Source organism: Halorussus litoreus, assembly GCF_003382685.1.
Lineage (GTDB): Archaea > Halobacteriota > Halobacteria > Halobacteriales > Haladaptataceae > Halorussus > Halorussus litoreus.
The window spans coordinates 1-12,798 of sequence record NZ_KZ859511.1 but is presented as its reverse complement, the minus strand read 5'-3'; the positions used below and the strand labels follow the sequence as shown (position 1 = coordinate 12,798).

The following is a 12,798-nucleotide window of genomic DNA, read 5'->3' as shown; positions in this document are numbered from 1 at the left end:
GCCACTAAGCCTCGGGGTGCCCTTCGCGGGGGTATGAAGGTTGCCCTGGGCGGGACCTTCGATCCGGTCCACGACGGACATCGCGCGCTGTTCGAGCGTGCGTTCGAGCTGGGCGACGTGACGGTCGGGCTCACGAGCGACGAACTCGCGCCGAAGACCCGCCACGAGGACCGGTACGTCCGCCCGTTCGACGAGCGTCAGGCGGACCTCGAAGACGAACTCACGACTTTGGCCGACGAGTACGGCCGGGCGTTCGAGGTCCGCGAACTGACCGAACCGACCGGCATCGCCACCGAGCCCCAGTTCGACGCGCTGGTGGTCTCGCCCGAGACGAGAGACGGTGCGGAACGTATCAACGACATCCGCGCGGACCGCGATCTCGACCCGCTCGAAATCGAGATCGTCCCGCACGTCCACGCCGAGGACGGCGACATCATCTCCAGCACCCGCATCGTTCGGGGCGAGATCGACGAACACGGCCGACTCACGCCCGAGCGTGACGGCCGGGACGCCGAACGTGACGACCAGAACGCCGAACGCGACGGCCAGGACGCCGAGCGCGCGTAACTGTTCTCGCAATTGGGTCGGACTTCGTCACTCGGTCGAACTTCGTTCCCGATCAACCCAATCGCTCGCCGAGCGATGGCGCGGCGACGACGCCAGCCCCGGTGAGCGCGGTGCCGAGGAACGTCGCCGGGTAGGACGGCTCGACCGCGTACACCACGGCGAAGAGCGCGCCCGCGGCTCCGAAGATGGCGAGGCCGAGCGCTACCTCCCGGTGGCTCGACGGCTGCGCGGGAATCCCGTCGCCGACCGTACGCCACGCGAGCCAGCCGCCGAGCGCGCCGCCGATGGCGGCCACGCTGTCGAAGCTGAGGCTCACGAGCAGTCCGAGCAGCCCGACGGCGACCGCGACGCCCAGCACGCGCCCGGGGTCGGTTGCGCCGTCGGAGAACCGGTAGAGCGCGAGGAGGGTCACCGCGCCGAGCGCCGCGCCGACGATAACGTCGACCGCGTAGTGGACCCCGAGGACGAGCCGCGAGAGCGAGACGAGTGCGACGACCGCGGCGGCGACGCCGAACCGGGCGCGGGCCGTCCCGCGGTCGAGGACGAGCGCGAAGCCGCCCCACACCATCGTCGTCCCGAGCGCGTGACCGCTGGGAAAGCCCGGGCCTTCCGCGGTGGTCGCGTTCTCTAACAGCGCCGCGAGCGCCCGGGGAACGGCCTCCAGCGCAGGCGCTTGGCCGGCACCGGACGGTCGCGGGAGCAGAAAGACGTGCTTGAGGACGCCGATGAGCGCGACGTAGGTGAGCACGAGCGAGAGGACGAACAGGCCCTGTCGCCGACTCACGCCCCAGCGCGGCACGAACTCGCCGCCGACGTAGAGCACGCCGCCGAGGACGAAGAGGAACCAGACGTCGCCGAGTTGGGTCACCAGCCCGAACAGCACGACGAGTAGCCACTCCCCGTGGTTCGTCAGCAGTTCGGTGACTCCGACGCCTCGGCCGGCGCGCAGCGCGGCGTTCGTGAGCACGAGATGTGGTCGAAACCACGGACCGCTCCCGTGGTAGCTCTTACGGAGGAAACTACTCGGTCACCACGACGGCGGTTCGAGCCCGGCCTCGTCGAGCAGATCCTTCCAGCGCTGTTGGACCGTCAACCGCGCGACCCCCGCCGCGTCGGCGACCTCGCTCTGGGAGCGCTGGTCGCCCTCGATGAGCGCGCCGGCGTAGAGGCTGGCCGCGACGACCGCCAACCGGGAGTCGGCGTCCCGCTCGCTCGGGTCGTCCCACTCCGAGACGGTCGAGAGGAACAGGTCGGTCGCGCGCGAGCGGGCCTCGGTCGCGAGTTCCAGCCGGTCGGCGGCCTGCTGGAGTTCGGCGAGCCAGCGCTCGTTCTCGACCTGATCGCGGGCTCGATACACGCCGAGTCCTTGTGAGGGCACCGTCTTAAGCCCGGCGGGACCCCCAGCGAGTCGGGTCGGAACGACAGTTTCTTGTCGCCCTCGGCGGAACTGGCAGGTGGGCGCGGGTTGCCAAGCCAGGCCAACGGCGTAGCGCTTAGGACGCTATCCCGTAGGGGTCCGCCGGTTCAAATCCGGTCCCGCGCACTGAACGAATTTTCGAGCGGAGCGAGAAAACGAGTGAGAGAGCAGGACGGATTTGAACCCTGCACGTCGCAGCCCGGAAGCGCAGCGAAGCGAGCATCCCGGACCGTCTTGCTCCGGTTCAAATCCGGTCCCGCGCACTACGACCTTTTGCTGCACTCAGTCGAGGCGAGCTGTTCGCTCGCCTCTCCTTCGCTGGCAAAAGCTCGACCAAAAACACTGCGGTCGTCCCGTTGGTCCTCCCTTGGGCCGCTCGCTCACGTTCGTTCGCTCGCGGCGAATCGCTGCGCGCGGGTTCTCCGAACCGCTCGCTTGCGAATGCTAGCCAGAGGAGAACGAATTTTCGGGTGAATAGCGATCTACCGACGATATCGTCGGTCCACGCAGCTCACAGCCGGTACCCTTTTAAAGAGGCCGTCCGAACCGGTCGAGAAATGTCGAGCCTCTCGGACGCGTACGACCGCGATAGCCGCGAGCGGTCGGTCACGCGTGCCCTCCTGCTGCTCGCCGGCAGCGCCGTCGCGGCGGTCGGGTTCACCGTCACCGCGGCGAGCCTGATCGCGGGGCTGGGCGTCCCGGCGGCGACCGCGCTCGAGGTCGCCGCACTGCTCGGCGGCGCGCTCCCACTGGCCGCGTTCCTCGTTCCGCGAGCGCGAGCGAGCGCGGCCGGTGGGCCGCGCTCGCTCGCGCTCGCTGGCGTGGCGGCCGTGGCCGGGTGCGCGGGGCTCGCACTGTTCTGGGTCACGCTCCCGGCGGGCTGGACCGGCGACCTCGCCCGGTTGTCGCCCGTCGCGCTCGGCACCTACGCGGCCGGACTCGTCGCCGCGTTCGGGGCGCGACTCGCCGCGGACGCCGAGGAGTCGGATGGTGGGGGCTCGCGCCGTTCCGGCCGGACTCGCTCGGAGTCGGCGTCCCGGAACTCCGATTCACTCGGTAGCGTCTCGTCAGCCAGCCGCTTTGGTGGCGACGACTCAGAGCGAGTCGCTGGCGGCCGGAGCCGAGTCGCCGACAGCCCGAGCCGGGTCGCCGACTCCGGCGCGGTGACCGCGCCGGAGTCAGCGACCGGCGGGGACGGTCCGCCCGCCGCAGCGGTCGGCGACGGCGGCGAGCCCGACGACGACGTGAGGTTCTTCGACGACGAGGAGTCGTGACTCGTCGGTGGATGGACCTTGGTCTACTCGTGGTTGACCTCGGCCGACTCCTCTGCGAACTGGTAGCTGGTGGCAGACTCAGGTACCGAATCACCGCCCCGACCGAGGTCGCGCTGGCGAGTGACCGCCCGATTCGGTGACACGTACCCCCACAAACCTTTTCTCCGGCCGATGAGTCGTTTTGGGTAATGGCCGACGTGGACGAACTCCTGACGGATGTCACCGACGACCCCGACGCGATCTTTCTGTTCTCGCCGAGCGGTTCCTACTACGATCAGTACGCCGACCTCGACGCCGACGCGAACGTCGTCGTGGTCGCGCCCGAGAACACGGTCGGAGCCGACGCGTTCGTCGAACTCCCCCTGCAGTTCGACGACATCCGAGAGCGGGTCCGCTTCGGCATCGAAGGGGGCATGGAGCAGGGACTGGTCGACGACGGCGACGTGGTCGTCTGCACGCTGAGCATGTTCGAGGGGGGGACCGACACCGTCACGCGAGCGCGGGCGAGCGACTCGATGCACTCGGGGGTCTACGACCTGTTCGCCAACTCGCGGGCCGACCCGAGCGTCATCCGCGACGTGTTCGGGGTCGCAATCGAACTCGGCAAGAAGGGTCAGAAGGGCAAGCCAGTCGGCGCGCTGTTCGTGGTCGGCGACGCCGGCAAGGTGATGAACAAGTCCCGCCCGCTGAGCTACAACCCGTTCGAGAAGTCCCACGTCCACGTCGGCGACCCCATCGTGAACGTGATGCTCAAGGAGTTCTCGCGGCTCGACGGAGCCTTCGTCATCAGCGACGCGGGCAAGATCGTCTCGGCGTACCGCTACCTCGAACCCTCCGCCGAGGGCGTCGACATCCCGAAGGGGCTGGGCACCCGACACATGGCCGCCGCGGGAGTCACCCGCGAGACCAACGCCACGGCCATCGTGCTCTCGGAGAGCGACGGCCTCGTCCGGGCGTTCAAGGGCGGCGAACTGGTGCTCGAACTCGATCCGGAGGAGTACTGATGGCGGCGCTGCAGTTGGACTGGAACCTGCTCCTCCGCGAGGAGTTCCAGTTCGTACTCGCGCTGCTCATCCTCGTCGCGGGCGGGATCGCGGGTTACGTCATCGGTCGGCTCAACCATCGGATTCTGACGGCGGCGGGGGTGCCGGAGGCCGTCGAGCGCACGCCGTTCGAGCGGACCGCCCAAAGTTTGGGCACCGACACGGTCACGCTTGTCGCCAGGCTGAGTTCGTGGTTCATCTACGGCGTGGTCGTGCTCATCGCGCTCAACGTGGCCGAACTCCTGAACGCCAGGCTGTTCTGGAGCGGCGTGCTCACGTTCATCCCGGACCTGTTCATCGCCATCCTCGTGTTCATCGTCGGCTTCGTCGTTGCCGACAAGGCCGAACTCGTCGTGAGCGAGCGCCTGCGGTCGGTCAAACTCCCCGAGGTCGGCATCGTCTCCCGGACGGTCAAGTACACCATCGTCTTCCTCGCGGCGCTGGTCGCGCTCGCGCAGGTCGGCGTGGCGGTGACCGCGCTGCTCATCCTGCTCGCGGCCTACGCGCTCGCGGTCATCCTCTTCGCCGCGGTGGCGCTCAAAGATCTCCTGCGCTCCTCGGCGGCGGGGGTCTATCTCCTGCTCAACCAGCCGTACGGCATCGGCGACGAGGTTCGCGTGGGCGAGGACCGGGGCATCGTCCAGGAGGTCGACATGTTCGTCACACGCATCGAGAGCGACGGTGAAGAGTACATCGTCCCGAACAGCCGGGTGTTCGAGGACGGCGTGGTCCGAATCCGGGACTGAACTGTGCCGGGAACGCCCGACCCCGTTCTCGGCAGTCGACTCCTCACGGTCGCCGTCGCGGCCCTTCTCGGAGCGGCCGTCGCGCTCGCACCGGTGTTCCTGTCGTTCGCGCTCCGCGAGTCGCGCGCCGGCCCGACGGCGCTCGCGGTCGCCGGCGGACTGGCGTACGCCCTGCTCTGTCTCGGCGCGTGGGCAGGCGCGCGACTCGCGACCGACGCGTTCGTCTCCAGTATGGTCGCCGATCCGCTCACTCTCGTCGGATGGCTGCTCGGCGGACTCGTCGTGTTCGGCGCACAGGCTGGGATTCCGTACTACCTCTACGCGCGCTGGAGACTGGTCGTCCCGCTCGCGGCGCTGTTCGGGGCGACCGTCCTCGTGCTGTTCGCGTTTCTCGGGGTTCGCGGGGAGTCCGACCCGCTCGCGCTGTACGTGCTGTTCTTCGGCCCGATGGTGGTTCTGGGAAGTAGTGTGCTCGCGCTGGCCGAGTTCGGGGTCCGACGGTACGTTCTCGGCTGGATGTGAGTGAGCCGTGGTATACGCGCAAATGACCGACGAGAAGGGATATCCGACGGAAATAGCTCCCTCGTCGTCTCTCAGGCCCGACAGACGGCCAGCATGTGCTCGGAGAAGTCCACCGCAGTCCGGTCCTCGCGGAGCGTCCGGACGAGCTCGCGGACAGATTCGACCGCCTCCTCGTCGGCCTCTGCGAGTTCCCGTTTCATCCGGTTCGCGACGTTCTCTAAACCGACCAGCGTTTCCACCTCGAAGCCAGCGGCTTCCAGTTGGGTTTCGAACTCGTCGGCGCGGAAGCCGTGACACTCCGCCCAGCCGTCGCCGTCGGCGTACTCGGCCGTGCGCTCGGCGGTGTAGTCGCCGTCCTCGGCGATGGGTGCGAGCAGGCCGTGCTCGTCGTCGAGGCAGAACTTGAGGATGTCCCGAAGCATGGCGAAGCGGCCGATGACCGAGACGAAGACGGGTGCACGCGGCTTCGCCACGCGCCGGAGTTCGGCCGTCGCCGTTGCACGCTCGTCGTCGTCCACGACGTGGCTGAGGGGGCCGCCGAGACAGCAGACCGCGTCGAACGAGTCGTCGGCGAACCGGAGGTCGCGAACGTCTCCTCGCTCGGCCGCGACGCGGTCGGCGACGCCGCGCTCGGCAGCCTTCTCGCGGGCGAGTTCGACCTGTTCGGCCGAGAGGTCTACGAGCGTCACGTCGTAGCCCCGTTCGGCCAGCCAACAGGCGTACCGGCCCGCCGCGCCGCCGGCGTCGAGGACGCGAACAGGGTCCGACTCGTCGGTTCGCGCGGCAGCGTCGGGCAGATGTTCGGCAAGATAGTCGGCCGTGTTCTCGAACTCCATCCGGGTCACGGGGTCGCGGTCGAGGCGTTTCCACTCGCGTTCGGCGAACTCGTCGTAGTAGGTCTGGGGGTCCATGCGTCCCGTTTCTACCAGACCAATGAAAAGCGACTCGGTGGTGTGGGCCACGGTATCGAGGTCTCCGCTACGCGGCCGACTCGCCGTCGGACTCCCCGTCGCCGTCCCGTGCTGGCGTCAGGTAGTAGCCGTACGGCACCAGTACGACCCCGAGCGGGCCAGCCGCGAGGAGTGCGACTCCCGTCAGGACGCCGACGATAGGGTTCCCGACGACGCTCGCGAGGAATATCGCGAGGACGCCGACACCGACGCCCCCGCCGACGAGCGCGGCGTACCGCTTGCGGCGGAGCGCCACGCCCGCGACCAGCCAGAGTGCAACCGCAAGGGCGAACGCCGGTTCGACTCCGTAGTTGATCAGCAGGGACCCCGACTCGGTCGTCGCCGTGACGAGCCACGCCGTCGGGACCGCGAGTCCAGCGACTAAGAGCCCGCACCGGCCGTCCAGCGGTCGGTCGCCCCGGCGGGCGAGCAGCGCGAGCAGGCCGAGCGCGACGCCGAGGTACGCCCGCCCGGCGCTCGTCAGCACGAGGACGAACGGCGTGGCGAACAACTGGAGTGTAGTGCGCCCGGGGTTCTCCAGTCCGATGACGTAGTAAGTGCCGTCGTCGACGACGACCCTGTCCTCGACGACGAGGTCGTCCTCGACCTCGGCTCCGTCGACGACCCGCTGTGCGGCGGGGGAAGCCTGCTCGTACGGAACGGCTAGCTCGGACAGCGCAGTCTCGGCCGCGACCGGTTCGGTTCGGATGGTGACCGAACTGTCGTTCGCTCCGGTCGTGGCGTTCCACCGGTAGTACGACCCCTCGTAGACGGCGTACCGGTAGTCGGTGTCGTCGAGTGCGACGTACAGCTCTGTCGGGTGGTCGTCGCCGTCGTAGCGCCCGGTCTCGAACGCAGTTTCGACCGCGCTCCGGGACTCCGGCGGGTCGTCGTTCACCAAGGACTCGGCGTCGAGGACGGCGTGGACCCGCGACGCAATCGCGTCTGAGTCGTCCGCCGACGAGACTTCAGTGGCGACCTGCGTAGTATCGATTTCGGTGGCGTGGACGGCGAACAGCGACGACAACGCGAGTCCGGCGACGAGGAGGGCGACGACGGCCGCGACCCTGCGAGACGGAAGCATACGTTCGGGTCGCCTGCGACGACTCTTATTCTTTTCACTTCCGAGTCACTTGACGCTTCGCTTCACGTCTGAATCACTCGACAGACCGTTTCTCCCGCATCATCCGACGCCTCCTTCGTCCGGGCCACTCCGCATCCAGCTCGGGCTCGACCTGGAACCGACAGAATGAGGTATCCCACCCGAATATTTGCCGGCAAGAATGTTCGACAAGGTAGTCGTCGCCAACCGCGGCGAGATCGCGGTCCGCGTGATGCGGGCGTGCGAGGAGCTTGGTATCGACACCGTGGCAGTGTACAGCGAGGCCGACAAGGACTCGGGGCACGTGCGGTACGCCGACGAGGCGTACAACGTCGGCCCGGCCCGGGCGGCCGACTCGTACCTCGACCACGACGCAATCGTCGACGCCGCGCTGAAGGCCGACGCCGACGCCATCCACCCCGGCTACGGCTTCCTCGCGGAGAACGCCGAGTTCGCCGGCAAGGTCGAGGAGACCGAGGGCGTGACGTGGGTCGGCCCCTCGGCGAGCGCGATGGAGCAGCTCGGCGAGAAGACCCACGCCCGCAAGACGATGCGGGAGGCCGACGTGCCCATCGTCCCCGGCACGACCGACCCCGTCGAGGAGCCCGAGGAGGTCACCGAGTTCGGCGACGAACACGGCTACCCCATCGCCATCAAGGCCGAGGGCGGCGGCGGCGGTCGCGGGATGAAGGTCGTCCGCGGCCCGGAAGAGGCCGACGACCAGCTCGAGTCCGCCCGACGCGAGGGTGAGGCGTACTTCGACAACGCGAACGTCTACCTCGAACGCTATCTGGAGAATCCGCGCCACATCGAGGTCCAGATCGTCGCCGACCATCACGACAACGTCCGGCACCTCGGCGAGCGCGACTGCTCGCTCCAGCGCCGCCACCAGAAGGTCATCGAGGAGGGTCCCTCGCCCGCGCTCACCGACGAACTCCGCGGGGAGATCGCCGAGGCCGCCCGCCGCGGTGCCGACGCCGCGGGTTACACCAACGCGGGCACCTTCGAGTTCCTCGTCGAGGAGGACACCGAGCGCGAGGACGGCGAGCTGTTGGGTCCGGACACCAACTTCTACTTCCTCGAAGTCAACACCAGAATCCAGGTCGAGCACACCGTCACCGAGGAGCTGACCGACATCGACATTGTGAAAGAACAGCTCCGGGTCGGCGCGGGCGAGGAGATCAGCTTCGACCAGAGCGAGGTCGAACTGGAGGGCCACGCGATGGAGTTCCGCATCAACGCCGAGAACGCCGCCGAGGAGTTCGCGCCCGCGACGGGCGGCCAGCTGACGACCTACGACCCGCCGGGCGGCATCGGCGTCCGGGTCGACGACGCGCTCCGGCAGGGCGACGATCTGGTCACCGACTACGACTCGATGGTCGCGAAGCTCATCGTCCACGGAAGCGACCGCGAGGAGTGTATCGCCCGCTCGCAGCGCGCGCTGGCCGAGTACGACATCGAGGGCATCCCGACCATCGTCCCGTTCCACCGGCTGATGCTCACCGACGAGGCGTTCGTCGCGGGCACCCACACCACGAAGTACCTCGACCACCACCTCGACCCCGAGCGCATCGACGAGGCTCAGGAGAAGTGGGGCACCGAATCCGGAGGGGCCACGGCCTCCGACGACGAGGAGGTCGTCGAGCGCGAGTTCACGGTCGAGGTCAACGGCAAGCGCTTCGACGTGAACCTGGAGGAGCGCGGCGCGGCCGCGATTCCGGCGGCGGGCGACGCGAGTGGCAGCAGTTCGGGCGGCCAGAAGCCCCAGCCAGCGGGCGGCGAGGGCGGCGATAGCGACGGTAGCGGTGCCGCCGCGGACGCCGAGGGCGAGAGCGTCACCGCCGAAATGCAGGGCACCATCCTCGACGTGAACGTCGCGGAGGGCGACGAGGTCGCGTCGGGCGACGTGGTCTGCGTTCTGGAAGCGATGAAGATGGAGAACGACGTGGTCACCTCGCGGGGCGGCACCGTGACCCAAGTCGCGGTGAGCGAGGGCGACAGCGTCGACATGGGCGACGTGCTGGTCGTCGTGGAGTAACGACTGTCGGTCGTCGGTAGTCGTTTTCCGACGCCTCGTTTTTCCAATAATCCGCACTGGGGGACCGAGTCCACCGGGACGCACTCGGTGAGACCGTCCATCGGGATCGCCCGGCCGAACAGGCCGCGCAGGTGGGACTGAAAGGGCCGTCCGCTCGCGTTCATTTTAGTCGTCTGAGCGACCCCTATCCGACGCAACTACGTCCGTCGGATATGTCGCTCAGCGACCGCGAGTGGGCGGGGGCTTTCGGAAAAGAAAACATCGAACCGTTCGCTTCGCCGGCGAAAAGACTCGCAGCGAGCGTAGAAACAGACACAAAAACGCCTTACTCCCGCCCGCAAGCACACCATTCTTCTCCCTCGACTGAGTACCCCTTCGCATGAACGACACGCGCAGGGCCGTCCTCGACCGGCTCGCGGACGGTCCGGTTCCCGGCCCCGCCCTCGCCGACGACCTCGGCGTCTCGCGCAATGCGGTGTGGAAGCACGTCGAGGCGCTCCGCGACGCCGGATTCGAGATAACGAGCGACGACGCGGGCTACGCCCTCGAATCGGTCCCCGAGTACGGGGGAGCGGCGGTCGAGTTCGGCCTCGACGCACCCTTTTCGGTGGAGTACCACGACGCGGTCGCGAGTACGAACTGCCGCGCGCGGGAACTCGCCCGCGACGGTGCTGCGGACGTGGCGGTGCTCGCCGACGAGCAGACCGGTGGGAAGGGCCGACTCGACCGCGAGTGGTCCTCGCCCTCGGGCGGCGTCTGGCTTAGTCTGGTACTTCGGCCCGACCTCCCGCCGGCCCACGCGCCAGCGCTCACGCTCGCGGCCGCGGTGGCGGTCACGGACGCGGCGCGCGAGGCGGGCGTCCCCGCCCAGATCAAGTGGCCGAACGACGTGCTCGTGAGCGAAGCGAGCGGAGCAACGCGCGAATCGACTGCCGAGACCGAAAGCAACGCCTCGGAAGAGACCGCAGACCGCGGCGGGCTGAAACTCGCGGGCGTCCTGACCGAGATGGAGGGCGAGGCCGACCGCGTCTCGTGGGTCGTCCCCGGAATCGGGGTGAACGCCAACGTCGCGGCCGAGGCCCTCCCGGCGGACGCGACCAGTCTACAGAACGAGGTCGGAGAGATCGACCGCCGGGCCTTCGTCCAGCGACTGCTGGAGCGGTTCGACGACCTCCGCGGCGACCCCGAGGCCACGGTCGCGGCGTGGCGCGAGCGGTCGGCCACGCTCGGCCAGCGCGTGCGGGTGGTGACGCAGAACGGCGATGTGGTCGGCGAAGCCGTGGACGTGGCGGTCCCCGGCGCACTGATCATCGAGACCGACGAAGGGCGCGAGCGGGTCCACGCTGGCGACTGCGAGCATCTCCGGCCGGTGTAGTTACTCGACCGCGACTTCCCCTTCGTCGGCCGACTCGCTCTCCGACTGTGCCTCTGTCCCGTCGAAGTCCTCGTCCTCGCCGTCGACCTGCACCGTCAGGACGGGGACCGAACAGGCGCGGACCACGCCCTCGGCCACGCTGCCGAGGAGGAGGCGGTCGATGCCGCCCCGGCCGTGGGTCCCCATTACCACGAGGTCACAATCGTTGCCCTCGGCGAACTCCACGATGCGCCTGCTCGGCGACCCATCCAGCACGTGGGTCGCGACCGCGACGCCGTACTCGGCTCCGATGTCCTCGACGCGCGAGAGCGCGGTCTCGCCCTCCTCGCGCAGCACGTCGCCGACGCCCTCCCACGAGGTCTCCATCGGCAGTCCGGTGAACGTCGCCGAGTTGACGACGTAGACGGCGTGGAGTTCCGCGCCGTGGGCGGCCGCCAGTCGGGCGGCGTGGCTCACGGCTCGCTCGGTCCCGGCTGAGCCGTCGGTCGGCACGAGAATACGGTCGTACATCTATTTGTTGTGTGATAGCACGCCACGGGGCTTAACTGTTTCCTGCGACGTGTCGGTCGTCTGCCCCGGAGGTCACAGCACCACGCGCTCGACGTCGCTCGCGCCCGCACGGCGGACCACCGCGCGGACTGCGTCCTGCGCCCCGGCGAGGTTGTCCGAATCGCCGTCGAGCACGAGGAGTTTGCCGGGACGGCCCTCCTCGATCACGCCCCAATCGAGGCCCGCGATCTTCGCCCCGTTTCGGGTCGCCATCCGGAGCACCTCGGTCGCGCTCACGTCGGCGAGCTTCGCCGCGAACTCCATCTCGCGGAACATCGACGGGCTGTTGAGCATCACGTTGTCGGTGCCGAGCGCGACCGTGGTCCGGTCGACGAGTTCCGCGATGGGCGGGACGCCCACGCCGGTCACGAGGTTCGAGCGCGGGCAGACCGCCACCGGGACCTCGCTGTCCTCGATGCGGTCGAGGTGGAGCGATTCGGGGTGGACCACGTGGACGAGGAAGTCGGGGTCCAGGTCGAGCGCGGGGTTGATGTCCATGGCGTCGCGCTCGCCGGCGTGGATGCCGAACAGCTTGCCCGCCCGGGCGGTCGCGGTGCGCTCCCGCGAGAACTCGCCGTCGCGAGCCCCGCTCGCGCCGAACCCCTCGCTGGCCTCCATCGCCTCGACGGTCTCGCGGCCCAGAATCACGGGCTCGACGTCGAGGCCTTCGACCGCTTCCCGGAGCGCGTACACGCCTTCGACGCCGCCTTCGCGGAATTCGAGGAACGACGCAGTGCCGGTCTCCTGCATGAAGGTCGCCGACCGGTGCATGGCCGCGACCTTCTCCTCGCGGGAGGCCTGCCGGAGCAGCCGGTGTTTGAGCCCGTCCGGCGGCGCGACGAGTTCGTCGAGACTCAGCCCGCCGCCGGCTTCCTTGGCGATAGAGTCGCCGATGTGGGTGTGTGCGTTGACGAACGCCGGAATGATAATCTGCGAGGAATCGACCGACGCCTCCTCGACCGCGGTGATCTCGCCGTTGCCCTCCGCGTCGTCCTTCACGACGACCCGGCCTTCGACCGGCTCGAAGTCGGGACCGCGGAGGACGGTTCCCTCGACTATCATGTGTTCGGGACGGGCCGGGACGCCCTTGAAGCTCCCTATTCGTTCATCGCGAGGCGAGGAGGATGATCGGCCCGTCGACCAGTCGGCGGTCGGTGATCAGCGGTCGGCGGTCGGCCGACCAGCGTTCGGCGCGCGGGGGGCCGCGGCGCGTTT

At 68.8% G+C, this 12,798-nt stretch carries 13 protein-coding genes and 1 tRNA gene; 8 read left to right on the top strand and 6 right to left on the bottom strand.

Features of this window, described 5'->3' with window-relative positions:
* The first annotated feature begins 33 nt into the window (after window positions 1–33).
* Window positions 34–567 (top strand): phosphopantetheine adenylyltransferase, encoded by a 534-nt coding sequence (locus DPQ64_RS05225; RefSeq protein ID WP_115863306.1) that lies wholly within the window; start codon window positions 34–36, stop codon window positions 565–567.
* 52 nt (window positions 568–619) lie between these two features.
* On the opposite strand, the gene DPQ64_RS05220 is transcribed toward DPQ64_RS05225, so the two are convergent.
* Both DPQ64_RS05220 and DPQ64_RS05215 read right to left on the bottom strand, forming a co-directional pair.
* Window positions 620–1,534 carry a phosphatase PAP2 family protein gene (locus DPQ64_RS05220; protein WP_232820492.1) on the bottom strand — a complete coding sequence of 305 codons (915 nt, stop codon included), beginning with the start codon at window positions 1,532–1,534 and terminating at the stop codon, window positions 620–622.
* A 60-nt stretch (window positions 1,535–1,594) separates the two neighbouring features.
* Window positions 1,595–1,924, bottom strand: a complete 330-nt coding sequence (locus DPQ64_RS05215) for a transcription initiation factor IIB family protein (RefSeq protein ID WP_115863305.1) — start codon at window positions 1,922–1,924, stop codon at window positions 1,595–1,597.
* Window positions 1,925–2,025: 101 nt separating this feature from the next.
* Here DPQ64_RS05215 and DPQ64_RS05210 point away from each other — a divergent pair.
* The 5 genes from DPQ64_RS05210 (at window position 2,026) to DPQ64_RS05190 (ending at window position 5,569) form a co-directional block, all read left to right on the top strand.
* Window positions 2,026–2,110: transfer RNA gene (locus DPQ64_RS05210), tRNA-Leu, on the top strand.
* 431 nt (window positions 2,111–2,541) lie between these two features.
* Window positions 2,542–3,258, top strand: coding sequence for a DUF7139 domain-containing protein (locus tag DPQ64_RS05205; RefSeq protein ID WP_115863304.1), 717 nt, complete (start codon window positions 2,542–2,544; stop codon window positions 3,256–3,258).
* Between the two features lie 188 nt (window positions 3,259–3,446).
* Window positions 3,447–4,262: a diadenylate cyclase DacZ gene (gene dacZ, locus DPQ64_RS05200; RefSeq protein WP_115863303.1), complete on the top strand. Its 816-nt coding sequence runs from the start codon at window positions 3,447–3,449 to the stop codon at window positions 4,260–4,262.
* A complete protein-coding gene (locus DPQ64_RS05195) occupies window positions 4,262–5,047 on the top strand; it encodes a mechanosensitive ion channel domain-containing protein (RefSeq protein WP_115863302.1) in 786 nt (261 codons plus the stop codon). Before dacZ ends, DPQ64_RS05195 begins: the two co-directional genes overlap by 1 nt.
* A 3-nt stretch (window positions 5,048–5,050) precedes the next feature.
* Window positions 5,051–5,569, top strand: coding sequence for a hypothetical protein (locus DPQ64_RS05190; protein ID WP_115863301.1), 519 nt, complete (start codon window positions 5,051–5,053; stop codon window positions 5,567–5,569).
* 71 nt (window positions 5,570–5,640) lie between these two features.
* Here the strand turns inward: DPQ64_RS05190 and DPQ64_RS05185 are convergent, their stop codons facing one another.
* Window positions 5,641–6,480 carry a class I SAM-dependent methyltransferase gene (locus tag DPQ64_RS05185; RefSeq protein WP_115863300.1) on the bottom strand — a complete coding sequence of 280 codons (840 nt, stop codon included), beginning with the start codon at window positions 6,478–6,480 and terminating at the stop codon, window positions 5,641–5,643.
* Window positions 6,481–6,547: 67 nt separating this feature from the next.
* On the bottom strand, window positions 6,548–7,603 hold the full coding sequence (locus DPQ64_RS05180; protein ID WP_115863299.1) for a hypothetical protein: 1,056 nt from the start codon (window positions 7,601–7,603) through the stop codon (window positions 6,548–6,550).
* 199 nt (window positions 7,604–7,802) lie between these two features.
* On the opposite strand from DPQ64_RS05180, the gene DPQ64_RS05175 reads away from it, so the two are divergent.
* Both DPQ64_RS05175 and DPQ64_RS05170 read left to right on the top strand, forming a co-directional pair.
* Window positions 7,803–9,659, top strand: a complete 1,857-nt coding sequence (locus DPQ64_RS05175) for an acetyl-CoA carboxylase biotin carboxylase subunit (protein ID WP_115863298.1) — start codon at window positions 7,803–7,805, stop codon at window positions 9,657–9,659.
* A 379-nt stretch (window positions 9,660–10,038) separates the two neighbouring features.
* Window positions 10,039–11,034, top strand: a complete 996-nt coding sequence (locus DPQ64_RS05170) for a biotin--[acetyl-CoA-carboxylase] ligase (RefSeq protein WP_115863297.1) — start codon at window positions 10,039–10,041, stop codon at window positions 11,032–11,034.
* Here DPQ64_RS05170 and DPQ64_RS05165 read toward each other — a convergent pair whose 3' ends face one another.
* Entirely contained in the window at window positions 11,035–11,544 is a 510-nt protein-coding gene (locus DPQ64_RS05165; RefSeq protein WP_115863296.1) for a universal stress protein, read from the bottom strand.
* Between the two features lie 72 nt (window positions 11,545–11,616).
* The gene (locus tag DPQ64_RS05160) at window positions 11,617–12,645 is read right to left on the bottom strand and encodes an amidohydrolase family protein (RefSeq protein WP_115863295.1); all 1,029 of its coding nucleotides are present in this window, start codon (window positions 12,643–12,645) and stop codon (window positions 11,617–11,619) included.
* Window positions 12,646–12,798 lie beyond the last annotated feature (153 nt).

Coding starts and splice junctions, on each gene's coding strand:
- DPQ64_RS05175 (WP_115863298.1), top strand. CDS start 7,803: ATGTTCGACAAGGTAGTCGTCGCCAACCGCGGCGAGATCGCGGTCCGC.
- DPQ64_RS05160 (WP_115863295.1), bottom strand. CDS start 12,645: ATGATAGTCGAGGGAACCGTCCTCCGCGGTCCCGACTTCGAGCCGGTC.
- dacZ (WP_115863303.1), top strand. CDS start 3,447: ATGGCCGACGTGGACGAACTCCTGACGGATGTCACCGACGACCCCGAC.
- DPQ64_RS05185 (WP_115863300.1), bottom strand. CDS start 6,480: ATGGACCCCCAGACCTACTACGACGAGTTCGCCGAACGCGAGTGGAAA.
- DPQ64_RS05205 (WP_115863304.1), top strand. CDS start 2,542: ATGTCGAGCCTCTCGGACGCGTACGACCGCGATAGCCGCGAGCGGTCG.
- DPQ64_RS05165 (WP_115863296.1), bottom strand. CDS start 11,544: ATGTACGACCGTATTCTCGTGCCGACCGACGGCTCAGCCGGGACCGAG.
- DPQ64_RS05195 (WP_115863302.1), top strand. CDS start 4,262: ATGGCGGCGCTGCAGTTGGACTGGAACCTGCTCCTCCGCGAGGAGTTC.
- DPQ64_RS05170 (WP_115863297.1), top strand. CDS start 10,039: ATGAACGACACGCGCAGGGCCGTCCTCGACCGGCTCGCGGACGGTCCG.
- DPQ64_RS05225 (WP_115863306.1), top strand. CDS start 34: ATGAAGGTTGCCCTGGGCGGGACCTTCGATCCGGTCCACGACGGACAT.
- DPQ64_RS05180 (WP_115863299.1), bottom strand. CDS start 7,603: ATGCTTCCGTCTCGCAGGGTCGCGGCCGTCGTCGCCCTCCTCGTCGCC.